General features: G+C 38.6%; 19 protein-coding genes and 1 tRNA gene. 9 read left to right on the top strand and 11 right to left on the bottom strand.

Annotated elements, in window-relative coordinates:
* Nucleotides 1-820: 820 nt before the first annotated feature.
* The 4 genes from F981_RS15610 to F981_RS15595 all read left to right on the top strand — a co-directional run bounded on the left by F981_RS15610 (nucleotide 821) and on the right by F981_RS15595 (nucleotide 4,572).
* Nucleotides 821-1,948, top strand: coding sequence for a Re/Si-specific NAD(P)(+) transhydrogenase subunit alpha (locus tag F981_RS15610; RefSeq protein ID WP_004723168.1), 1,128 nt, complete (start codon nucleotides 821-823; stop codon nucleotides 1,946-1,948).
* 11 nt (nucleotides 1,949-1,959) lie between these two features.
* On the top strand, nucleotides 1,960-2,280 hold the full coding sequence (locus tag F981_RS15605) for a proton-translocating transhydrogenase family protein (RefSeq protein WP_004723166.1): 321 nt from the start codon (nucleotides 1,960-1,962) through the stop codon (nucleotides 2,278-2,280).
* A gap of 3 nt (nucleotides 2,281-2,283) precedes the next feature.
* Nucleotides 2,284-3,738: an NAD(P)(+) transhydrogenase (Re/Si-specific) subunit beta gene (locus F981_RS15600; protein WP_004723163.1), complete on the top strand. Its 1,455-nt coding sequence runs from the start codon at nucleotides 2,284-2,286 to the stop codon at nucleotides 3,736-3,738.
* Nucleotides 3,739-3,864: 126 nt separating this feature from the next.
* The gene (locus F981_RS15595) at nucleotides 3,865-4,572 is read left to right on the top strand and encodes an XAC2610-related protein (protein ID WP_004723162.1); all 708 of its coding nucleotides are present in this window, start codon (nucleotides 3,865-3,867) and stop codon (nucleotides 4,570-4,572) included.
* A gap of 181 nt (nucleotides 4,573-4,753) precedes the next feature.
* On the opposite strand, the gene secF is transcribed toward F981_RS15595, so the two are convergent.
* The 11 genes from secF to queA form a co-directional block, all read right to left on the bottom strand.
* On the bottom strand, nucleotides 4,754-5,722 hold the full coding sequence (gene secF, locus F981_RS15590) for a protein translocase subunit SecF (protein WP_004723159.1): 969 nt from the start codon (nucleotides 5,720-5,722) through the stop codon (nucleotides 4,754-4,756).
* A 10-nt stretch (nucleotides 5,723-5,732) separates the two neighbouring features.
* The gene (secD, locus tag F981_RS15585) at nucleotides 5,733-7,634 is read right to left on the bottom strand and encodes a protein translocase subunit SecD (protein WP_004723158.1); all 1,902 of its coding nucleotides are present in this window, start codon (nucleotides 7,632-7,634) and stop codon (nucleotides 5,733-5,735) included.
* 53 nt (nucleotides 7,635-7,687) lie between these two features.
* Nucleotides 7,688-8,017 (bottom strand): preprotein translocase subunit YajC, encoded by a 330-nt coding sequence (gene yajC, locus F981_RS15580; protein WP_004723156.1) that lies wholly within the window; start codon nucleotides 8,015-8,017, stop codon nucleotides 7,688-7,690.
* A gap of 134 nt (nucleotides 8,018-8,151) precedes the next feature.
* Nucleotides 8,152-9,282, bottom strand: a complete 1,131-nt coding sequence (tgt, locus tag F981_RS15575) for a tRNA guanosine(34) transglycosylase Tgt (protein WP_004723155.1) — start codon at nucleotides 9,280-9,282, stop codon at nucleotides 8,152-8,154.
* Between the two features lie 275 nt (nucleotides 9,283-9,557).
* Entirely contained in the window at nucleotides 9,558-9,974 is a 417-nt protein-coding gene (locus F981_RS15570; RefSeq protein WP_004723153.1) for a hypothetical protein, read from the bottom strand.
* A gap of 238 nt (nucleotides 9,975-10,212) precedes the next feature.
* Nucleotides 10,213-11,226 (bottom strand): AAA family ATPase, encoded by a 1,014-nt coding sequence (locus F981_RS15565; RefSeq protein WP_004723151.1) that lies wholly within the window; start codon nucleotides 11,224-11,226, stop codon nucleotides 10,213-10,215.
* Nucleotides 11,227-11,237: 11 nt separating this feature from the next.
* Entirely contained in the window at nucleotides 11,238-11,954 is a 717-nt protein-coding gene (pnuC, locus tag F981_RS15560) for a nicotinamide riboside transporter PnuC (RefSeq protein ID WP_004723150.1), read from the bottom strand.
* Between the two features lie 259 nt (nucleotides 11,955-12,213).
* On the bottom strand, nucleotides 12,214-12,783 hold the full coding sequence (locus tag F981_RS15555; RefSeq protein ID WP_004723147.1) for a LemA family protein: 570 nt from the start codon (nucleotides 12,781-12,783) through the stop codon (nucleotides 12,214-12,216).
* A gap of 19 nt (nucleotides 12,784-12,802) precedes the next feature.
* Nucleotides 12,803-13,828, bottom strand: a complete 1,026-nt coding sequence (locus F981_RS15550; protein ID WP_004723145.1) for a hypothetical protein — start codon at nucleotides 13,826-13,828, stop codon at nucleotides 12,803-12,805.
* An 88-nt stretch (nucleotides 13,829-13,916) separates the two neighbouring features.
* Nucleotides 13,917-14,939, bottom strand: coding sequence for a hypothetical protein (locus F981_RS15545; RefSeq protein ID WP_004723144.1), 1,023 nt, complete (start codon nucleotides 14,937-14,939; stop codon nucleotides 13,917-13,919).
* Nucleotides 14,940-15,086: 147 nt separating this feature from the next.
* The gene (gene queA / locus F981_RS15540; RefSeq protein WP_035372233.1) at nucleotides 15,087-16,124 is read right to left on the bottom strand and encodes a tRNA preQ1(34) S-adenosylmethionine ribosyltransferase-isomerase QueA; all 1,038 of its coding nucleotides are present in this window, start codon (nucleotides 16,122-16,124) and stop codon (nucleotides 15,087-15,089) included.
* A gap of 184 nt (nucleotides 16,125-16,308) precedes the next feature.
* On the opposite strand from queA, the gene F981_RS15535 reads away from it, so the two are divergent.
* The 5 genes from F981_RS15535 (at nucleotide 16,309) to F981_RS15515 (ending at nucleotide 23,483) form a co-directional block, all read left to right on the top strand.
* Nucleotides 16,309-16,395: transfer RNA gene (locus F981_RS15535), tRNA-Leu, on the top strand.
* 536 nt (nucleotides 16,396-16,931) lie between these two features.
* Nucleotides 16,932-17,912, top strand: a complete 981-nt coding sequence (locus F981_RS15530; protein WP_004723142.1) for an aspartyl/asparaginyl beta-hydroxylase domain-containing protein — start codon at nucleotides 16,932-16,934, stop codon at nucleotides 17,910-17,912.
* Nucleotides 17,913-18,363: 451 nt separating this feature from the next.
* Nucleotides 18,364-19,641: a sensor histidine kinase gene (locus F981_RS15525; RefSeq protein ID WP_004723141.1), complete on the top strand. Its 1,278-nt coding sequence runs from the start codon at nucleotides 18,364-18,366 to the stop codon at nucleotides 19,639-19,641.
* 138 nt (nucleotides 19,642-19,779) lie between these two features.
* A complete protein-coding gene (glnE, locus tag F981_RS15520; RefSeq protein ID WP_004723138.1) occupies nucleotides 19,780-22,530 on the top strand; it encodes a bifunctional [glutamate--ammonia ligase]-adenylyl-L-tyrosine phosphorylase/[glutamate--ammonia-ligase] adenylyltransferase in 2,751 nt (916 codons plus the stop codon).
* 26 nt (nucleotides 22,531-22,556) lie between these two features.
* Nucleotides 22,557-23,483, top strand: coding sequence for a branched-chain amino acid transaminase (locus tag F981_RS15515; protein ID WP_004723137.1), 927 nt, complete (start codon nucleotides 22,557-22,559; stop codon nucleotides 23,481-23,483).
* Nucleotides 23,484-23,560 lie beyond the last annotated feature (77 nt).

Below are 23,560 nucleotides of genomic sequence, written 5' to 3'. Positions count from 1 at the left end.
AAAGGAATATAAAACACACTTGCTTACTTCTTTTTGTGTGGATTTAAGTAGCATTTAAATAGATTGAAATAAAAATTGTATAAAAATCAACCTTGAAATCCTTGTTTATAAACTGCTCAAATTCAATATGCTATTTTTTGCACAAAAAAGGTGCAACATCGTAATGGTTGGTTCAAGCTATTCGAGTATTATTAACTGACAAAATGGCAAATAAAAAAAAACTAAAATTTTTTGTAATTGCTTTAGACTCAGTTCTAGGGTGATTCTAATGGTTATTCCAAGTACTTTTTTTTATTAATGAAATTAAAAAATGTAATAAAAACCGACTTACATTTTTGACGGAAAAAATGATAGAAAAGGCCAATATAAGCTGATAAAAAAACCATGTAATTTGTCAGAAAGGTCAATAGGGATGTTGGTTTTTGTGCTAAATCTATTGTTTTATGGAGTATTTAAGCAGCAAGCTGGAATGCTTAAAAGTGAATCATACTGCTGTAAATGCCAATCAGTAGGGTAGGGTGAGCAGCCTAAAATATGCTAATAAGCTTAAAAAAACATCGTTTTTAAAAATTGGAGACAGGATATGTCAAAAAAACTGAGCAGGATAATACGAGAAAAATACAATAAATTGAATATAGGGTATGTCGCACAATTATATTTATGAATCATCAGTTCAAAATATGGGTATTTATTAAATAAATATTGGGTGGTATTTTAAAAAAGTTCAATTAGAATCCAAAAATTCATAACAACGCATCTGGGGGAAACATCGGGTTATTTACGATGTTTACTTGAAGAAAAATTAGCTTGAGGAACGCTCATGCAGATTGGAATCCCAAAAGAATCTGTCGTCGGTGAAAACCGCGTAGCCGCTACGCCAGAGACAGTAAAAAAGTTGATTAGTGCTGGTCATAGTATTGTCATTGAACGAGGCGCTGGTAAAAAAGCGGCTTATATTGACAGTGCTTATGAACAAGTCGGCGCTAAAATTACAGATGATGCCTATACAGGTAGTCAAATTATTTTGAAAGTTCGTGCACCACAAGGTGAGGAAATTCAAAAGCTTGCCGCTGGAACAGCTGTGGTAGCTATGTTTGACCCATACCGTAATACTGAACTTGACCAATTTGCGTCACAACAAGTGTCTGCATTTGCGTTAGAGCTTTTGCCACGAACACTGTCTCGTGCGCAAAATATGGATGTATTGTCTTCTCAAGCCAACCTAGCAGGTTATAAGTCGGTGTTATTGGCCGCTGCGGAATATCAACGTATGTTCCCAATGCTGATGACCGCTGCAGGTACTGTGAAACCCGCTCGTATCGTGATTATGGGTGTGGGTGTCGCAGGTCTTCAAGCCATTGCAACTGCTAAACGCTTAGGCGCAGTTGTTGAAGCAACAGATTTACGTCCAACTGCACGTGACCAAGTCGAATCGCTTGGTGGTAAGTGGTTAGATGTGCCGATGTCTGATGAAGAAAAACAAAAAGCTGCCGATGCCGCTAAAAATGGTTATGGCTGGATGCCAGGCGAGCAATATATTCAAGACCAAGCCATCATCGTAGATAAAGCCGTGTCAAATGCAGACATCGTGATTACTACTGCGTTGTTGCCAGGTCGTGATGCACCTCGCTTAATCAAAGCTGAAACTGTTGCCAAAATGAAACCAGGTTCAATCATCCTAGATATGGCAGTTGAATCAGGTGGCAACGTTGAAGGTTCTAAGAATGGTGAAAATGTTGTCACTGACAATGGCGTGACGATTTTAGGTATTCCAAATATTCCTTCTACAGTATCGACAGAAGCTTCGGCACTGTATGCACGTAATGTTTTCAATTTCGTAGAAACTTTGTTTGATCAAGAGAAAAACTTTGCCATCAATCAACAAGACGAAATTCAAAAAGCACTTCTAGTAACTCATGGCGGTCAAGTACTGCTGAAGCGTGGTTAAGGAGAGTCATCATGGTTGAAACTATTACTATTTTCGTCTTAGCCATCTTTGTTGGTTACTACGTGGTTTGGGGTGTCACACCTGCATTGCATACGCCGTTAATGGCAGTAACCAATGCATTGTCCTCAATTATCGTTGTAGGTGCGATGATACAAACTGTTGGAATTCCTGGTGTTGTAGACGCAAGTGTACAATTCCAGTCCGTGAATGTTGTTAGTGTACTTGGTGCAATTGCAGTGTTCTTGGCAAGTATTAACATTTTTGGTGGCTTCGCAGTGACTGCACGTATGCTTGAAATGTTTAAGCCAAAACAAAAGAAAAAAGAGGGCTAATCTATGGAAATCATTCGAGAATATGCAGATTGGTTCTACCTTGTCGGTGCTGTCCTTTTTATCTTAACGTTACGTGGTCTTTCAGGTCCTAAAACTGCGATTGCTGGTAACCGTTACGGTATGATTGCCATGGCGATTGCGGTAATCACCACATTCTTTGTTGCAGATCATCCTGTTGTATGGATGATTGGTGGTGCAATGGTGTTGGGTGCAATTGTCGGTATTGCGCGTGCACGTACAGTTCCAATGACACAAATGCCAGAAACAGTAGCATTGATGCACTCACTTGTAGGTTTGGCTGCGGTACTGATTGCGATTGCTGCAATTTTACATAATAACCAACTGACTGCTTTGTTTGCGCAAAACGAATCTGCTTTAACCGCTGCTGGTGTACAGCATGCGCATATGAGTAAAGTTCATTTATTTGAATTATTCGTAGGTTGTTTCGTAGGTGCGATTACCTTTACTGCATCTGTATTTGCTTATGGTAAGTTAGCTGCAAAGAAATGGGCAAAAACCATTTCAGGTGCTTGGGTTAAACCTGTTCAAGCGATCATTTTCCTGGCTATGCTGGCGTGTGGTGTGTACTTCTTTACCACAGGTAACATGCAAGCATTCTGGGCAATGACTGCACTGGCATTGGCATTTGGTTGGGTTTGGATTGCACCAGTTGGTGGCGGTGATATGCCAGTGGTGGTTTCGCTACTGAACTCATTCTCTGGTTGGGCTGCGGCAGGTATTGGTTTCACACTTGAAAACAACATGCTGATTGTTGCGGGTTCACTGGTGGGTTCATCAGGTGCGATTCTGTCTTACATCATGTGTAAAGCAATGAACCGTTCAATCATCAATGTATTGTTTGGTGGTGCGATGGGTGGTACGGCTGTAGCATCGGTTGATAAAGGTGAGCAAGTTCAACGTAATTACCGTTCTGGTTCTGCGGATGATGCTGGCTTCTTGATGTCAAATGCTGACAGCGTTGTGATTGTACCGGGTTATGGTATGGCGCAAGGTCGTGCACAAAATGCAGTGAAAGAATTGTGTGAAATCTTGAAAGAGCAAGGTGTAACGGTTCGTTTTGCAATCCATCCAGTTGCGGGTCGTATGCCTGGTCATATGAACGTATTGTTGGCTGAAGCTGATGTTGCTTATGAAGACATCTTGGAAATGGATGAGATCAACTCTGATTTCCCTGCGACTGATGTTGTACTGGTGATTGGTGCGAATGACGTTGTTAACCCTGCGGCTAAAGATGATCCAACTTCACCAATTTATGGTATGCCGATTCTTGAAGCACATAAAGCACGTACCATTATGGTAATCAAGCGCTCTATGGCAACAGGTTATGCAGGTTTAGACAATGACTTATTCTACAATGACAAAACCATGATGATCTTTGGTGATGCCAAGAAAGTTGTTGAAGAGATGACAAAAGCAATCAATGATGGTGGGCACTAAGCCGTTATCGGATTAAATCCACCCCAACCCTCCTTTGATAAAGGAGGGAGCCTAACCGCCTTCGGGCGGTTTTTTATTTAAGCAATTTTAATGCTATGATTTTGATAAAAACCGACTGAATAAAAAATGATGAATCAACCATTTAAAATAATCTGTAAAAGCTTAGGCATCTATTTGGCATTTTCCTTGTCTATAACGCATGCACAAGTTTTTCAAATTCAAGATGGCTCGAAACACTATGATGCCGTAATTGATATTGCATGTGAAAAAGATGAATGTGGGGCAAAGGCCGAAGTAAAGCTATTTAAAAAGGGCAGTAAAGCGGTATTTCAAGCATTTCACTCTGATGACCTGACTATGTATTTGGATGAAAAGTTTAAACCGAGTGTTAATGTTATACAGCTTTATGACGAACAAAGCCCTTTGATTTTTGATGATTTTAACTTCGATGGAACAGAAGACCTCGCGATTAGAAATGGTAACTATGGTTCTTATGGCGGTCCTGTGTATGACATTTATGTGTTTAATCAAAGCAAGAATAAATTTGTTTTGAGTCAGGAACTGTCTGCACTCACTCAAGAAAATTTAGGCATGTTTGAGCTAGACAAAAAGCGCAAACGCATCATCACCTTTAATAAAAGTGGCTGTTGCTACCATATTCGTTCTGAGTATCAAGTTATACCTAGAAAAGGTTTATTGCTGGTTCGAGAGTTTATTGAGGATGCAACCTCACCAAAAGGTGATCAAGTTGAGGTTACAGATCGTAATCTGGTCAATGGAAAATGGAAGGAAAAGACCAAGTATTATCCAACTGCAAAATATTATGCTCAGTAGTCACAATTTACCTCGTATACCTATTCTGTATTGACATCGCTATATGATGTAAATCAACAGATGCTGAATAGTGGGGCAGAGTGATATCTTATGAATAGAATGATTTCTTTACATTGTGATGTTAAATTTTAAACATAAAAAAGCCCATCCAAAGATGAGCTTTTTTAATTAAAACTGAAACTTAATGAGGAATATGCTCTTCATCTTCAAATTCAGGTTTAACTTGTACGATAAAGTCTTGACGATTAAGACCACGCCACAATGCAAATGCAGTACCGATATAGATTGAAGAATACGTACCTACAAATACACCAATAAACATAGCAACTGAGAACCAGTGTAAACCATCACCACCCAAGAACATCATTGCAAGTACAACCAGCAATAATGTCATCGAGGTATGAATAGTACGTTTTAAGGTTTCAGTTAAGGCAATATTCACAATTTCTAACGGTGTCGCGCCACGAATCTTACGGAAGTTTTCACGGATACGATCCGATACAACAATGTTATCGTTTAACGAGAAGCCGATTAAGGCAAGAATAGCCGCTAAAACAGTAAGGTCAAATGGCCATTGCATCATTGCAAAAATACCAATCGTTACGATCACATCGTGCAGTAATGAAAGCACTGCACCAACTGCAAGTTTAAACTCAAAGCGAATGGTCACGTAGATCAGCATAAGTAGCATTGCAAGCGCTACAGCACCTGCAGAGCGTAAATATAGCTCATTACCGACTTGACCACCGACAGAGTCAACCTTATGAACAACAGCAGTGTTATTCGGCAGTTGAACCGCTTTGGTGATGGTATTGCTTAAGTCTTCAACTTTAAGGTCTTGCGCAGGCATACGTACAATTAAGTCTTTATTTGAACCTAATGTTTGTACAACTGCATCTTTAAAGCCAGCTTTATCCAAATTGGAAATCACGTCTGCTGGTTTTGCCGCATATTGATAGTTCAATTCTGCAGAAACACCACCAGTAAAATCTAAACCAAGATTTAAGCCTTTGGTTGCAATAAAGAAGATACTTGCAATGGTCAAAAGGATTGAGATGATTGCCGCTGGTTTGGCAATCTTCATGAAATTAATTACATGCTCATCATCAGGGCGACCATATTTCTTTTTCGGTTGAGTCACATCAGTCATCTTCGATCTCCTATATGCTCAACTTATTCAAGTTACGTTTTCTGCCATACACCAATTGAACAATTGCACGTGTTACTGTAATTGCAGTAAACATTGAGCAAATAATACCAATCATCAGCGTTACAGCGAAGCCTTTGATCGGACCTGTACCAATAGCAAACAGAATAAATGCAACCAAGAATGTGGTTAAGTTTGAGTCGAGAATGGTGTTATAGGCTCGATCATAACCAGCAATAATGGCCTGTTTGGGCGAGGCCCCCCAGCGCATTTCTTCTCGTATTCGCTCACAGATCAGTACGTTGGCATCGACCGCCATACCAATGGTGATTACGATACCTGCAATACCTGGCAAGGTCAGTGAAGCCCCGATCCAAGACATGATGGTGAGAAGCATTGCCAAGTTAATCACTAATGCTACATCAGCAATTAAACCAAATAGACGGAAGAACACGATCATCCAGATTGCAACAAGCAGGAAACCAACTTGAGTTGATAATACGCCTTTATCGATGTTTTCTTGCCCCAAACTTGGACCAACAACTCGTTCTTCTACAAAGTACATTGGTGCAGCTAAAGCACCAGCACGTAACATCAATGCAAGTTCAGCCGCTTCTTGAGGAGAATCTAAACCGGTAATACGGAAAGATGAACCTAAAACAGCTTGAATATTTGCAGCATTGATCACCACAGATTCAGTATATGGTGTGCGAACTTCTGTCATCGCACCTGTAACTGGATCAGCAACAGAGGTGATTTTTTGTTTATTTTCAATAAACAAAACCGCCATACGTTTGCCAACAGCAGTACGGGTTGCGTCTGACATCAACTTACCACCAGCAGTATCTAAAGTAATATTTACTTCAGCACCACCGCTATCTTGGCTAAAACCACTTGATGCATTTTGTACACGTTCACCAGTAAGAATACGGCTGCGATTTAATAACAGTTCACGACCACTGTCCAAAGATTCGTAAGCAAAAACTTCAGTACCTGGCGGTAAAGGTTGACCATTATATTTACCTGTGAAACGGTCAATATATTGATCATTTAAATCAGACACTAAACGGAATTCTAGGTTTGCAGTACGCCCCAAGACACGTTTAGCTTCGGCAGTATCCTGTACACCAGGCAATTCAACCACAATACGGTTGCTACCTTGGCTTTGTACCAATGCTTCAGCCACACCTAACTCATTAATACGGTTACGTAAAGTCGTTAAGTTTTGGTTAAGTGCGTAAGATTGAATGTCTTGCTTGGTCGCATCGTTATAGGTCAACTTAAGCGTAGAACCAGTATCCGTTGCTAAAGCTTGTTGATTGAACTTATTCCCATCACGACGTAAAAAGTCCATTACCGCTGCACGGTCATCATTATTTGCAAACTGAATCGTAATGGTATTGTTGTTCAATGAAAGACTATTAAATTTAATCTTATTGTCACGGAACTCACGACGTAAGTCTGTTGCTGAGGTTTCCATACGTTGTGCAATAGCTTTGTCCATATCTACTTCAAGTAAGAAATGAACACCACCACGTAAGTCCAAACCGAGCTTCATTGGCTTAGCGCCAATTTTTTGCAACCACTCAGGTGTGGTTGGTGCAAGGTTTAATGCAACGGTATAGTTCTCACCCAAACCTTTGCTGAGGACATCTTTTGCTTTTAACTGTGCTTCAGACGTATTTAAACGCAGAAGGGCAGCATTGTTGGTGAAGGTATTATCATGACTGCTAATATTTTCACTTTTTAAAATTTGCTCTGCTTTTTGTATGACAGACTGATCAATTGTGGTACCAGCCTTGGCACCAGAAATTTGAACAGCAGGTTCGTCAGGATACAAACTCGGCAGCGCATATAATGTACTGATCACTAGTACCACTAGAATCAATATATATTTCCATGCAGGGTAACGCATTCGCTTTCTTCTTAAAATGAAAAAGTCGTGCTAAGTGCACGACCGTTTTATGATTAAAGGTTATTTAATGTGCCTTCAGGGAGTACTGAAATAACACTTGCACGTTGAACTTTGACTTCATTTCCTTTGCTTAATTCAACCACTGCAAAGTCGCCATCAATTTTTAGGATACGACCCATTAAGCCGCCTGCAAAGACAATTTCACTGCCAACACCTAAGCTTTCGATTAAAGTACGGTGTTCTTTTGCACGTTTTGCTTGAGGACGCCAGATGAGAAAATAAAAGATTGCAACAAATACTACAATCATCAATATGTTTGCCATCATGCCTGGGCCTTGTGCAGGCGCTGCTGCAGCGTGAGCAGAAGAAATAAATAAGCTCATTCTAATTTCCTAATGTTAAAAATTATCTGCCATTTTCATGGCTTTTAAATTGACTTGTTCAGCAATTTACCTTGTCTTGGGTTTCAGCGCAAATACTGTTGAATTAATCTTCAATTCAACTTTATATTGGGGCATTAGTCAGCAGGACAAGGAGGAACTTCTAAACCGCGACGTTGATAGAAATCAGTCACGTATTCATCAAAAGTTCCCTGATCTAAAGCATCACGAATATCTTGGGTAAAACGTTGGTAATAACGTAAATTGTGGATCGTACCCAACATTGAACCGAGCATTTCACCACATTTTTCTAAATGGAATAAATAAGCACGGGTGAAGTTGGTACAGGTATAACAGTCGCAATGTGGATCAAGTGGACTTTGATCATGACGATATTGGCTGTTACGAATTCGAACTAGACCATCGGTAACAAAATAATGACCATTACGTGCATTTCGAGTTGGCATGACACAGTCGAACATATCGACACCGCGACGAATTGCTTCAACGATATCTTCTGGTTTACCCACACCCATCAAATAACGCGGTTTATCTTCTGGCATTTTTGCAGGCAGATAATCCAAAACTTTGATCATTTCTTCTTTTGGTTCACCTACAGATAAACCACCAATCGCAAAGCCATCAAAATCAATTTCTTTAAGACCGTTTAAAGACTCTTCACGAAGGTCTTCATACATTCCACCTTGAATGATTCCAAACAATGCGTTTCTATTTTTTAAAACATCGTGATGTTGTGTTTTACAACGCTTCGCCCAACGTAATGACAGTTGAAGCGATTTCTGTGCTTCTTCATGGGTTGCTGGATATGGCGTACATTCATCAAAAATCATCACAATATCTGAGTTCAATGTATGTTGAATATCCATTGAAATTTCAGGAGATAAAAAGACTTTTGAACCATCGATAGGTGAGCGGAAAGTAACCCCTTCTTCTTTGATTTTACGCATAGCACCCAGACTGAAGACTTGGAAGCCGCCTGAATCAGTAAGAATCGGTTTGCCCCATTTCATAAACTCATGCAAACCGCCGTGTTCACGGATAACATCTAGTCCAGGACGTAAATAAAGATGGAAGGTATTGCCTAAAATAATTTGTGCTTTGATGTCTTCGATATCGCGCGGCAACATGCCTTTAACTGTGCCATAAGTTCCCACAGGCATGAACACAGGTGTTTCAATCACACCATGTTCTAAAGTTAAACGACCACGACGAGCACGCCCCGACTGACCTAATTTTTCAAACTTCATAAATAACCTAAATCTGGCGAAAAAACAGTTCGCTGATTGATAATTGCAAAAGGGGGCTATTTTCCCTGATTTTATGGTCGAATACCAGTCATGTTGTTTTTCATAATGTTAAATTTAAAATTATTGATTTAGCACCTTGAACATCAAGAGATTGATACGAGAATCATTTTTTTATCGTTGAATAATTATTGTTTGAATATCAAGGTATTATTTTTATGCTGCTAAAAAGCGAACTGTAGTTCGCTTTTTAGCTTAGATTTGGACAAGATAGAAAATTAGTCTTTTGCCTTACGGCCGATAATGATCAAGGCGATAACTCCCAGAATCATGATGAATATTCCATAATGATTCCAAAAATTACGCTGCATTTTATTTTCTTGGTATTCAGGATTTTTACTTAAGGTTGAAATGACTTCATCAGGTAATTCATAAAACGTATCTGGTTCTGCATCGGTCATGCCGACTAAGGTGCAGTCCCATGTTTTGACATCTGCCCATAAGATCCCAAAGTGACTACATTTATATCCTGCATTTAAACTTTTAAGATCTTCATATTGACTTAATACTTCTTGTGGAAATGGGCCAACCTTAAACATTTCATCGCCTGTATTGAAAACTAACAGGCCTTTCGCTTGAGCAGGGGCTTGCCAGAGAAAACACAGACATAACATCATGAATAATTTTTTTAACATTTGATTTACTCCAATCTTTAGATTGTCTTTTTATTAAGTTGATCATTTTAAGTTGATCGTTTTGTTCTAAAAATAGTCATTTTTTAGCGGTTTGAAAATATCAGAAAATGATCGAAATGTCATTTTTTATATTGAAAATAAACAGGATTATGGCTGAATTTTTATTCAAATTTCCACATGGTGATTTAGGCGATATGTTTCGAGTCAAATATACTCAATCGCCATAATCGATTCCTGATCATGGCTTTAAAGCTGATCCAAAAAAATTGTTGAATTTATCAAACTGATTTAGCACTTGTTCAACCTTGGCAATCCGTTGTTCTAAACTTCCTGTTAAAGCGATGTATGGAATCCGACGTTGTTTGAGATCCGCAATAATTTGCTGATGAAAAATAGCTCTTTTTTGGGGGCCGCTACGATCCCAAGTGTCGTCATAAGCAATATCATCTTCACACAAGAAAAATAAGTCATAGCGCTGTGCATTTTCGAGTGCAAGTTGTTTGAGGTGCTCAGGTAATCGTCCATGATAATCCATACAAAACATCGCTGTGGTTATCGCGTTGGTATCTACAAATAAATAACGGTTTGCATCTAAAGTGACCTGATCTTCATAGGCGATATGACGATCTGCAATAATATTGAAATCTTCAAAACCGATACGACGATCAACTTGGTGAGTTTCCCAATATTCACGCCCATATTCTGGGGCAAAAGTTGTTGCATACTTTTTCGCAAGCGCTTCAACCAGAGTCGACTTGCCTGTAGACATTGCACCGACAAAGACGACTTTGCTAATCAAATCTGCATAGACACAGTTGGGGATAAATTTCCGATTTTGAAAGGCATTTGCTCGAATCATTGTAGCGGAGATCGGCACCTGTAGACGTGACTCATCCACTCTACGGTCAATTGCATTGAGCGCTGTGCTGACATGCTCACCATAAAATTCACTACTATAAAAATGCGAAATTTTCACGCCATTGAGCTTTTGAATGATGTAATTTTCTTGTTCTATTTCAAACGCCCGATCATTGGAATATCCCTCAGGCCCATCCCATGCTTCAATTACATGAATTTGAGGAAATAAATCTCGGATCCATTGGGCGCGAATGTTTAAAGGGATGCTTGTAATTGAACTTTGATAGATCAAAACATACAGCTCATCCACTTCTTGTAATGCTGTTTCAAATACATGCATATGACCTGCATGTAAGGGTGCATATTTACCGAGTGTCAGTCCGATTTTTTTCATAGTTTTTAAATTCAATAGGATGGGTTTGAGTGGTTTTGTGCAAGTTTGTTCCAGTTATAGTAGCCATAGATGGCATTGATCAGAAAGGCTGACCACATCAATAACATCATTGCACCATCACCACTACCATCAAGGGTTCGGATCGCCCACATTAAAATACTGAAGATATTTAAAGTAATATAAAACCACCATTGCTCTTTAAAACGCAGCAGCATTAAAATCGTTGCTGTGATTGCAAGGATATTGGTGGTTGCATCTATATAAGGCGTATTTTGAGTGGGAATTTGGGCAAGCAGATAACCGAGTATCGCAATACAACCTATATTGCTCAGGATGATCAAAATCAAATAAGCCTGCCGAAGGGTATAGGCCTGTTGTAATTGTTTTTCTTTGGTATGTTTCTGCCAAAGTAGCATGCCGATCAAAGCGGTTGGGACAAAGAATAAGAGATTCAGTCCCATTTCGCCATAAAGCCCGTTGTTATAGCAAATCCATGCATAAGCGCAGCTATTAAACAAACCAAAACTATAGTTAAGAATATTGCCTTTTGCTGCTAATACTACACAGAGAATTCCGCTGAGTAATACCACGAAATTAAACCATGTATCCTGTTGAACTAAGGTAATGATACAGCCGATGAAAATAAAACTAAAAAGCCAAATAATCTCAAATACATTCCAGTTTTTGAAAAGAAGGTGAAAGAGGGAGGGGGAAAAGAGTTTCAACATAGGGTTGGTAATTCTAAGTAATGCTGTTGGTGTTATTTGCTGGTAATTTATACCCGATTTAAATCCTACAGGCGATTTGAAATTTTAGTTTAATCGCATGCAAGGACTGGATTGTTGACCATTGTTTTTTACCAAGCTTGTTGATAAATCCATTGTCATTATTTGTTTTTTACGTATTTATTCAAGTGATGTTTGATTAAAGAACCTTCCCAATATTTCTTTGGGAAGGATGGGTTTTTCCAACAATATAGAGTAAAGCTTAGTTAAAATTAGGCTTGTAATCAAAATTCTGAGTGACCACATTGTCTGAAAATGGACGAATTGTTTTCTTTGCCAAAGTAATGGTATTGATCATATTGTTTGGAAAAATTTCGATGGTGTTATTAAATTCTTCAACATTACGGTTAAATATGGTGATTGCTGCACCGACATTTTCATTTTGTTCTTGAATATCATCCATCATTTTTGCATACAAAGTATCCGCTTTGAGTTCAGGATAATTTTCAACCACCACATTTAAACTTTTCATTAAATCTTGATTGAGTTTTTCAACATGTTGCAGTTGAGAAACATCGGTATTGTTTAGATTTAGATTCAAAATTTGCTGACGTAACTCGGTCACTTTTTCCAAAGTTGATTTTTCAAACTGTGTATATTGCGCCAAAGTTTGCTCTAAAGTTTCCAGTGTTTTTACTTTCTGGCGTTCAAAATTGGCAACTTCAGCCCATGCGCGTTGTGTCGCATTGAAATAACGCACAATGTTATTTCTGACCAGAATACCCCAAACGATCAGAACAATAAAAATCCCAATAAATATGATTAAACCCATTTTGATTATTCCTTTTGATTTATGAGATCAAGTTTAGCATGCACTGTTTAAATTTTTCATATTCAGGCATGGTTAATGTTCTTAAATGTCCACGAAGTGCTGAAATATCCTGAAGCTTTTGTTTTTTACGACGAATGCGAAAGAGATCTTGATCTCCCATATAGCACAGCATATTTTCTTCAAAATGATAAACAATATCACCTGAATAGTGTTGAAAAAAATCACTTAATTTTAAGGTGATACTTGGACTAATGGTACGGGCAAGTTGATGTTGATCATAGCCAAAAATATATAAATTTTGATTGACCAGAATATCCGCAGTTTTCCATATTTGGGTATAGGGCGGAATAAATTCATGGTGTTTATTACTGGCGGCAAAGCCAAGAGCGGGTAATTGAAAAATAAAAGCGCCCCATTGGTTTTTATGGGTTTCCTTAATTTTCTGTTTTTCACCCTGAGTATTGGGCAGTGAAAACTCATCGACATAATGATACTGAAACAACATCACATGATGTTCTTGTTCACCATCAAACCATTTGGTAGATGCAAATTGTTCAATCTCATTCAACACATTGCCTTGCGAAAACAATGGAAAACTTTGTTTTAACTTGCTCATGACCAAAAAGGTATTGCTTGTTGTGGAGATATGACTTGGGGTTTTATTAAAATCTAATTCGTAGCGGAGAAACATCATGCGCTGTTCTAAAAAATTGATGACTTCATCAATTGGATCACTTTGCTCATAAATTAAATAAGCGCAAAAACAGCATAACAAGGCTGCTAATAGACTCAGTGGGTAGGGAATATAGTGATGAATCAACCAACCAAAAATTGCAGTCAGTACCCCAATCATAAACAGCAGTCTGGGGATGAGGTTATGAAAAAATAATTCTCTACATTCTCCCCACGGATGTAAGCCATCTAAAATATCTTGTGCAGATTGAGCCTGTTGTCCAATTTCCCAAAGCCGAGCGATATTGCGCATCACATGTTTATTTTTTCTTGTGCGTAGGTGAAGTAATCGCTCAACGGTTTCTATAGGCATAGCAAATAATCATGATTGAAGGGTATTAAAGTTCGAATTCCAGATTGATAAGTATGCGATAAATTATTGTATCGACAAAGTAAATTGTTTATTTTTCAACTTTATTTGTCCCATAATGAGGCTGGACTTCTTGTAGAATCGTGATCAGTGAATCTTTAAGCTGTTCATAATCAGGCATGTTCATGCTTTCAAGTTGTGCAGCCAAATCATAGACAGTTTGAACTTTATCGACTTGCATTTGCGCTTTGGTAATATCTGTTTTAAACAGCCAGCACAAAGAAGGGCGCTGAGCTTGAACATAAAAATCACCTTTAAAATAAGCCATGGCTTGATCCAGCATTAATACATGATTTGGTGTAAAAAATTTGGCAAGTTGCATTTCATTTGTGCCACTTAATTGGTACTGATTGTCGAAACGAATATCTCCACTCGACCATTTTACGCCAAGACGGCAGGCTCGATTTTGTTTAGATGAAATACTGATACCTTGAGCAGGGAAGTTTTCTAGGATGATCCCCCATAAATCATAATGACGATATTCAGTCTTTTTCTTGTCTTCTGAATCACGAGTTTCGACTTCATCCACATAATGATAATTAAACAGCATATATGGATAGTTGATACCGTTGACCTGCCAAGCGCCATAAATGCAATGACCAATGGTATTTTCATGATCCCCTAAACCAAATAACGGGAAATTATAGGGAGACTCAATATTTTCATCGAAGGCATTGGGATAGAAGCGGATTTGATATTTTGCTTCGAGGTTCTTTTGATGAGCATCTTCAACCAATTGATTGAGGGCTTTTGTCGAAGTGCGTTTATAGAAAGCAAAAGCCACACTTGCACCCGCAACCAGTAAGAGTATCGGGTGGGTAAAAATAGCCAGTACAAATAAGCCAATCGCAATCGCGATAAAAAGCCAAAAAGTATAATTTTGAATAGACAGACTCGGATCATCTTGCCAATTCTTTAAGCTTGCAATGATCTGTTCAAAATCTTGATTTGAAGAGAGTAACTGATTGATCGCATGGATATTGTGCTGAGTCTTGCCATTATTTGCGTGTTGTTGACTAAAGGCATTTTGAATTTTTGTCAGTAAATCATTCATCTTTATTCATTATTGTGGCAAGTGCTTAGATGCCTGATTGTAACGAAAAAATGATTTTGAATGCAAAGTGTCGTGTTTAAACCACACTTTGCATATTGGTAGTCTGACTAAGCAATAACTTTTAAATAGGCTGCGCTTCGTTAGACCTTAGCCATTTGCGTTTTCAATCAGCATTGCATCGCCATAACTAAAGAAACGATATTTGCTTGCAACAGCATGTTGATATGCGTTCATAATATTGTCACGGTTGGATAATGCAGATACCAACATTAACAAGGTAGATTCAGGTAAATGAAAGTTGGTGATCAAGCGATCAACCACACAGAACTGATACCCTGGATAGATAAAGATTTGTGTATCGCCTGTCCATGTGGCAATTTTCCCCCCAGACGCTTGCGCTGCACTTTCTAAGGCACGTGTTGCTGTCGTTCCGACGGCAATTACTTTGTTGCCACGTGCTTTGGTTTCTTGAATCAATTTTGCAGTTGCTTCAGGCACATCACACCATTCACTGTGCATGATGTGATTTTCGATCTGATCTGTACGTACGGGTAAGAATGTTCCAGCACCCACATGCAAGGTTACAAAAGCTTTATTTACGCCTTTTTGCTCTAATTTTTCTAATAGGGCTTGGTCAAAGTGCAAACTTGCTGTCGGTGCTGCTACGCTGGCCAATTTGGTTGGATCGTTAAACACGGTTTGATAACGTTCTGTGTCAATGGCTTCTGCTTCACGGTTAAAGTAAGGCGGTATAGGCAATTGTCCATATAAATCTAAAACTTGCAAAATAGGCTGTGAAAACTCCACCACAAATAAGTTTTCATGACGGCCTGTTACTGTCACTTTGACTTCATCTTTGCCAATAAATAATTCAGCACCTGCTTTAGGCGAATTGCTGGCTTTGATATGACAATGTGCAATGGTCTGATCAAAAATACGCTCAACCAAAACTTCAATAGCCCCCCCTGAGGCGCGTTTACCTTTTAAACGTGCTTTCATCACTTTGGTATCATTGAGTACCAATAAATCACCTTCATTGAATAAATCAAAAACATCGGTGAAGTGAAGATCTTGGTATGAACCATCTGCATTGAGATGTAAAAGGCGAGAAGCGCTACGTGTTTCAAGTGGGTAGCGCGCAATGAGTTCGTCGGGAAGTTCGAAATTAAAATCGGAGAGTTGCATCATGAGGAAGAAAAACTGACATTTGGGATTTAAAAACTGCCGCTAGTATAGTCGTTTTTCAAATTAATGGCTGAAATTGATGTTTTATAATCCAAAAAAACCAGAACTGCCTTAAAATTAAACAAATGTGAAAACTTGTCGTTGACAAGAAAATGAAACGCGCTATTATACGCACACAACCTCTCCCGAGGTGGTGAAATTGGTAGACGCGGTGGACTCAAAATCCACTGTCAGCGATGACGTGTCGGTTCGAGTCCGACCCTCGGGACCATATATTATGGAAAGCCTTCAAGCATATTTAGACTTGAGGGCTTTTTTATTGTCTGAAATTAGTGCTATCAAAAACTAAGAAACCCAATAACAACGCGAATGCTTTAAAAAAGAAAAAACTGATTTTGATCAGTATGACGCAATTAATAGATTGGCATTTAAATGATGGTTTCGATGCTTAATTAAAATTACGTAATTTCTAGTGTTCCACCGATCGCTCTTTAATGACGCATTTTTATAATAAATATCAGTATGCGATAAATAGCACCTGATCACTTAACAACGACAGTTAATATTTTTAATTTCAATCATTTAAAACTTAACCAAAGGTATACATATTTCTTGCCTATAGGAAAATTAATTAGTTATAGTTAAAAGTATTTTAAATAATTTGAAAATATTTTATTTTTCCCGCTATTTTGAAAAATAATTAAATGATCTCAGTGCGGCTTATCTAGTAAAGAAGATTAGTTTTATTTAAGGAAAATCAAGGACACACCATGAGGATACAGAAATCATAATCGGAGTAAAATTATAATGAATCTAAGTATTATGATCATCATTGGTTTAATCGTGTATTCGATAGCAGCCATGACTTATGTATACCGTTGGCGAGGAAAAGCACGTTATGACTCACTCTCACAATATTTAAGAAAAAGCTGGCCTATATTTGCACCATTTAATTGTGTTCTTTATATGACGACACGCAGTTTTGCAAAAAAGCCAATATTAGATGCTGATTTTTTGGAAAATATTGAAGTGCTTAGAGCCAATTGGACAATTATTAGAGATGAGGCTATAGCATTAGAGTCATCAGGTGTGTTTGAAGTGATCAAGACACCTGGAGCAGACGGTTATTATGATGTTGGTTTTCGCACTTTTTACAAACGTGGTTGGAGTAAATTTTACTTAAAATGGTATGGAACATCGCATGTTTCTGCGCAAAGATTATGTCCCAAGACATTGGCATTACTTAATCAAGTTCCTGCTATTCGCGGTGCCATGTTTTCACTGTTACCAGCAGGTTCTGAACTGAGCTTACACGCAGATCCTATCGGTAGTAGTTTTAGATATCATCTCGGTTTGCTGACACCTAACGTTGAAAATTGCCAAATTAATATTGATGGGCAAACCCGTACTTGGTTTGATGGTAAAGATTTTGTCTTTGATGAAACCTATCCACATTTTGCATATAACACAGCAAATTCAGCGCGTTTAATTCTGATGTGTGATGTTGATCGTCCGATGAACATATTCGGACGAATTTTTAACAGTGCTTATCGTATTCTTGTCAAAGGTACCGTTGTTCCAAACACGCCTGAAGATAAAAGAGGGCTGTATAGTGCGATTTTTAAATTTTTTGCGCCATTTAGACAGTATTCAATACAATTTCGTGAAAAGCATTTCAAGACGTATAAAATACTCAAATTCATTTTAAATTTAACTCTGCTATCTCTGATTTTTATGATCTTGTATGGTGTGGTTTATTTATTTGAAATACTCTTTTTAATAAATTAAAAATAACGTATTTCCTGACTCATTCAAGGTATATCCTTGCTCTGGTTGATGCCAAATTTTACTATTTTGTCTTTTACAGCGACTTCTGCATCCCTAAACTTGGCTATAGACGCCAATAGGTTGATATCTAATTTATTAATTTGATCACCATGTTTTAAACCATTGGCTTTTATAAAATGCTTAGTTTTTTCTATTCAAATCATAAAAATATATAAGGTTGTAACTGATTGCTCATGTTGAAAAAAATGTGAAATTTATCGAAATTTTCACCCCATTGTTTTTATTTGATTGTATTGCTGTTATATTGTTTTATGTGAACATTTGTAAGTGCTCTTCCAAAGCTGTGTTTTGCAATCTGTCTTAAGTTTTGATGTGTTTGGAAGCAATTGATATTTAAAAGTGGGCGATTTAAATAACTAACGTGTTAACTGAAAGTGCAAATGAGGTAAACATGAAATTAGAATTCTTAGAAGCTCATCAGACCGAACAGCTCAGTGCTTGTCGACTTTCGCTGATTTTAGGGGTCTATACCTCAAATAATAAAATTGAACGCTATTTACGTGTAGCGCGTGCCGTTCTCAATGTGGAAAATGCTTTTTTTACTTTTCATAACGAGCCTTATATTTGGGTTGCAAATGAAGGCGGTGATTTCAAAGCTGCGTCAGTTCCGCATAAATTGAGTTTATCGCCGTATTTTGGCAATCAGCTCATCGTTTCAGAAGCCCATAAAAATTATGAAAAATTCTCGCAATACATGGCTGAAATTGGAATCAAACACCAACGCTTATTGTGCTATGACTTTAAGTTAGAAGATGATGATTCTATTGCACATGTTTATTTTTATGATGATAAAGATACACGATTTACAAGCAAACAGCAGGCTTTATTAGAAGAGCTTAGCTCAGGTTTGGTGACGATTTTAGCGCGTAAATCTGAATCTCAAGATTATTATGAGTTATATGAACAAGAACGCGCTTTAAATTTTAGTAAGACCAAGTTTTTCCAAGTCATTGCACATGATTTACGTGCGCCGTTTCATGGGTTAATTGGCTTTTCGGATGTTTTAGCAAACGAGCGAGAAACATTAACTGATGATGGTATACAGGATATTGCAGATTATCTGCATGATACCTTGCAATCAACTTATTCCCTACTTGAAAACTTGCTCAATTGGGCGATGGCAGAAGGTGGGCGCTTTGTTTATCATCCGATTAATTTTAAATTAAAACAGACCACAAAGATCGTTTACGATGTGCTTAAGCCTTTGGCAGTCAATAAAAATATACAACTGATTGAAAATGTTGCTGAGGATTTAAGCGTTTTTGCAGATATGAATATGGTGACCTCGGTGATTCAAAACCTGGTTTCTAATGCCTTAAAATTTACCCGTACTGATGGTTCTGGAAAAGTTTCCATTGTTGCGCACCCCGTAGGGAAAAATATAGAAATTATTATTCATGATACTGGTTTGGGAATGACGCAGCCGCAAATTGAGCAACTGTTTGAACCACAGATCAAAGCCAGTATAAAAGGTACCATTGGGGAGCGAGGAACAGGTTTAGGGCTGGTTCTATGTAAACGGTTTGTGGATCTCAATCATGGAAAAATCTCTGTAAGCTCTAAAACAGGTGAGGGAACGACTTTTATTGTTGCTTTACCTGCTGCAAAAAACACCCATCAAACTTTGGTTTGTCCTGAAATCAAGCAAGATAAAATAAAAATTTCATAATTTTATATTTGAACAATTTAGATTGATTGTGAGTGGTGGTTTTTTGAGCTTTGTTTTTTAAGAAAAGTACAAAAACCTCCCTAAATGTAAAGCAAACTGCTATAAATAAGCTGATAAAACATAAGTACAGGCTTTTCAATGAACATTGAGCAATTGCAAAAAACATTACATGCAAGTCAGTATGCAGAACAAGTATTAAGTCTACATCAAGCCACTTTAGAACATGATTATGCAATTGATCAATTTCAACAATCGCTCAGTACAGCACAAATTCAACAACTCGTTTACGATCATTTAGTCAATATTCAAGATGAAAATACATGGATGAAAGTCTTACGTATTCTTCGTGCACGCTTAATGTTTCGTTGGATTTGGCAAGATGCCAACCAACTGACCAATGTGGTGAAGTTAACACGAGAACTGTCTGATTTTGCAGATGCCTGTATCGTTGCAGCAAAAGATTTTGCCCGAATTCCTTTGCTGGCAAAACATGGCGAACCGATGGGTTATAACGGCAAGCTTCAAGATTTGATCGTCATTGGGATGGGCAAGCTTGGGGCACAAGAGCTGAACTTATCTAGTGATATTGACCTGATTTTTGCCTTTGATGAACAAGGTGAAAGTAATGGTCGTAAGTGTATTGATGTACAGCAATTTTGCATCTTGTGGGGGCAAAAACTGATCTATTTATTGGATCATATTACTGCAGATGGTTTTGTATTCCGTGTGGATATGCGTTTACGTCCTTGGGGGGATGGTTCAGCACTGGCAATAAGTCATGTGGCTTTAGAAAAATATTTAAGTCAGCATGGGCGTGAGTGGGAACGTTATGCATGGATTAAGGCACGTATTATCACGGGTGGACAAGACGGTGATAGTTTATTGGACATGACCCGCCCATTCGTTTTTCGTAAATATGTAGATTACACCGCTTTTGAAGCCATGCGTGAAATGAAAGCCATGATTGAACGAGAGGTGGCTCGGCGTAACATTGCAGATGATATTAAGCTGGGCGCTGGTGGTATTCGTGAAGTTGAATTTATTGTGCAGGTTTTTCAGCTGATTTATGGCGGAGCAAAATTAGAGTTACAAGACCGCCAATGCCTTGTTAGCCTAAAACATTTGGGTGAGGCGGGATTACTCGATCATCAATCCGTTGAGGATCTTGAAGATGCTTATCTATTCTTACGACGTGTAGAGCATGCTATTCAAGCTTTGAATGACCAGCAAACACAATCTTTACCGACAGAACCTGAACTTCGTCAGCGAATAATTGATACCTTGGGTTTTGATGATTGGGCTGCTTTTATTGATTTTCTCAACCAAAAGCGCAGCAAAGTAACGTTTCAATTTGAGCATTTGATTAAAGAAAAAGGGCTAGATTCTCCAATTGAAAGTTTTAGTCAGCTGGAAAGCCAGCTCAATGAGATCTTAGACAGTAATGCACAAAATCTGATTCATGAGTTTTGGTATGGTCATGCAATCAAGAAGCTGCCTGCTAAAGCTGTACAGCGTTTAAAAGAATTTTGGCCGCATTTGGTTGAAGCGGTTTTACAGTCGAATAGTCCGCAAGTGGCTTTAATGCGATTGATGCCGTTGGTCGAATCTGTAATGCGCCGTACCGTGTATTTGGTGATGCTGATTGAAAGCAAAGGGGCGCTGCAACGTTTGGTCAAAATGGCCACAGTCAGTCCATGGATTTGTGAGGAATTGACACATTATCCAGTTCTGCTGGATGAGTTTTTATCCATGGATTTTGAACTGCCTCGACGAGATTATTTGGAAGATTCGCTACGCCAGCAATTATTACGTATTGAAATCGATCAAGTTGAAGATCAAATGCGAGTATTGCGCTTATTTAAAAAATCCAATGTGCTTACCGTTGCCGCAAGTGATGTACTGGCAGAAAGCCCATTGATGAAAGTTTCGGATGCTTTAACAGATATTGCAGAAGTTTCTGTGATTGCGACATTAAATTTGGCTTATCAGACGGTTGCCAAGCGTCATGGTTATCCTGTCGATGCAGAAGGCTTACGTTGTTCATTAGACCACATGGCCTATGCTGTGATTGGTTATGGCAAAGTAGGCGGCATTGAACTGGGCTATGGTTCAGACCTTGATCTGGTTTTTATTCATTATATGGATGAGCAAGCAGATACCGATGGTCAAAAGGCCATTAGCGGTTTTGAATTTGCCATGCGTGTTGCGCAGAAGTTTATGTCTCTGATGACCACACAAACTTTAGATGGTCGAGTCTATGAAATTGATACCCGTTTACGCCCATCTGGTGAAGCAGGCTTATTGGTCACCAGTTTAAAAGCATTTGAACAGTACCAACTCAAAAGTGCCTGGTTGTGGGAACATCAAGCAATTGTTCGAGCACGCTCAATCGCAGGTGAGCAAAGCCTAAGAGCAAAATTTGAAGAATTACGTTGCAGGGTTCTCACATTACCGAGAGAAGAAGAGACAGTTCGCAAAGAAGTCTTGAACATGCGTCAGAAGATGAAAGATCATTTGGGTTCCTCAAAAGATCAGAAAAAAGATGGAATTTTTCATCTAAAACAGGATGCAGGTGGTATCGTTGACATCGAATTTATGGCACAGTATGTCGTATTAGCCTGGAGTGGGACGAATCCTGATCTCGCCCATTATTCCGACAACGTACGAATCCTTGAAGATGCCGCAAAGGCAGGTTGCTTATCCAGCGACGATGTATCCGCATTGATTCAAGCTTATCTCAGTGAACGCGCCGAGAGCCACCGTTTGGCACTTGCAAATCATAATATGCAAGTGAGTGCTGCGGATTGGCACGATACCCGAGAGGTCGTTTGCAAGTTATGGCAAAGATTAATTGATCCAACAGCGAGTTTCGCTTTGGAAAGTGAATAATTGTGTAAAAATTTGGAGTGTGCGCCATGAATTTGGCTGATCGTGATGGTTTTATTTGGCAAGATGGACAAATGGTTGATTGGCGTGAAGCTAAAATTCACGTCTTAACTCATACATTACATTATAGTATGGGTGTTTTTGAGGGTGTCCGTGCTTATGAAACACCTAACGGTACTGCGATTTTCCGTCTCCAAGACCATACAAAACGTTTGTTAAATTCTGCAAAAATTTATCAAATGAAAGTTCCATTTGATCAAGCAACTCTTGAACAAGCTCAAATTGATGTTGTCCGTGAAAATAAATTGGCGTCATGCTATTTACGCCCAATTATTTTCATTGGTTCGGAAAAATTAGGTATCGCTGCAACTGATAATACCATTCATGCGACAGTTGCTGCATGGAGCTGGGGTGCTTACCTTGGCGATGAAGCAATGGCAAAAGGTATTCGTGTTAAAACTTCATCATTTACGCACCATCACCCTAACGTGACTATGTGTAAAGCCAAGGCTTCAGGTAACTATACCTTGTCTATTCTTGCACACCAAGAAGTGGCGCATTCTGGTTATGATGAAGCAATGCTTATGGACCCTCAAGGTTATGTATGCCAAGGTTCAGGTGAAAATGTATTCTTAGTCAAAGACGGTGTATTACATACACCAGATATTGCTGGCGGTGCATTGGATGGGATTACGCGTCAAACGATTATCACCATTGCGAAAGATATGGGTATTGAAGTTGTTGAACGTCGTATTACCCGTGATGAATTCTATATTGGTGATGAAGCATTCTTTACTGGGACTGCTGCTGAAGTGACGCCGATCCGTGAATATGATGATCGTGAAATTGGTTCAGGTGCACGTGGTCCGATTACTGAGAAGATTCAGAAAGCATTCTTTGATGCTGTTCAAGGTAAAGATCCAAAATATGCACATTGGCTGACTTATGTAAAATAAGTGGCTGAATGCTAAAAAGGATTCCTAGTGGAATCCTTTTTTTGTGCTTAGATTTGAGTGTTGAAAGAATTCAAAGA

Source organism: Acinetobacter guillouiae CIP 63.46 (assembly GCF_000368145.1).
In the GTDB taxonomy this organism is placed as follows: domain Bacteria; phylum Pseudomonadota; class Gammaproteobacteria; order Pseudomonadales; family Moraxellaceae; genus Acinetobacter; species Acinetobacter guillouiae.
This window is presented reverse-complemented; position numbering and strand designations above follow the sequence as displayed.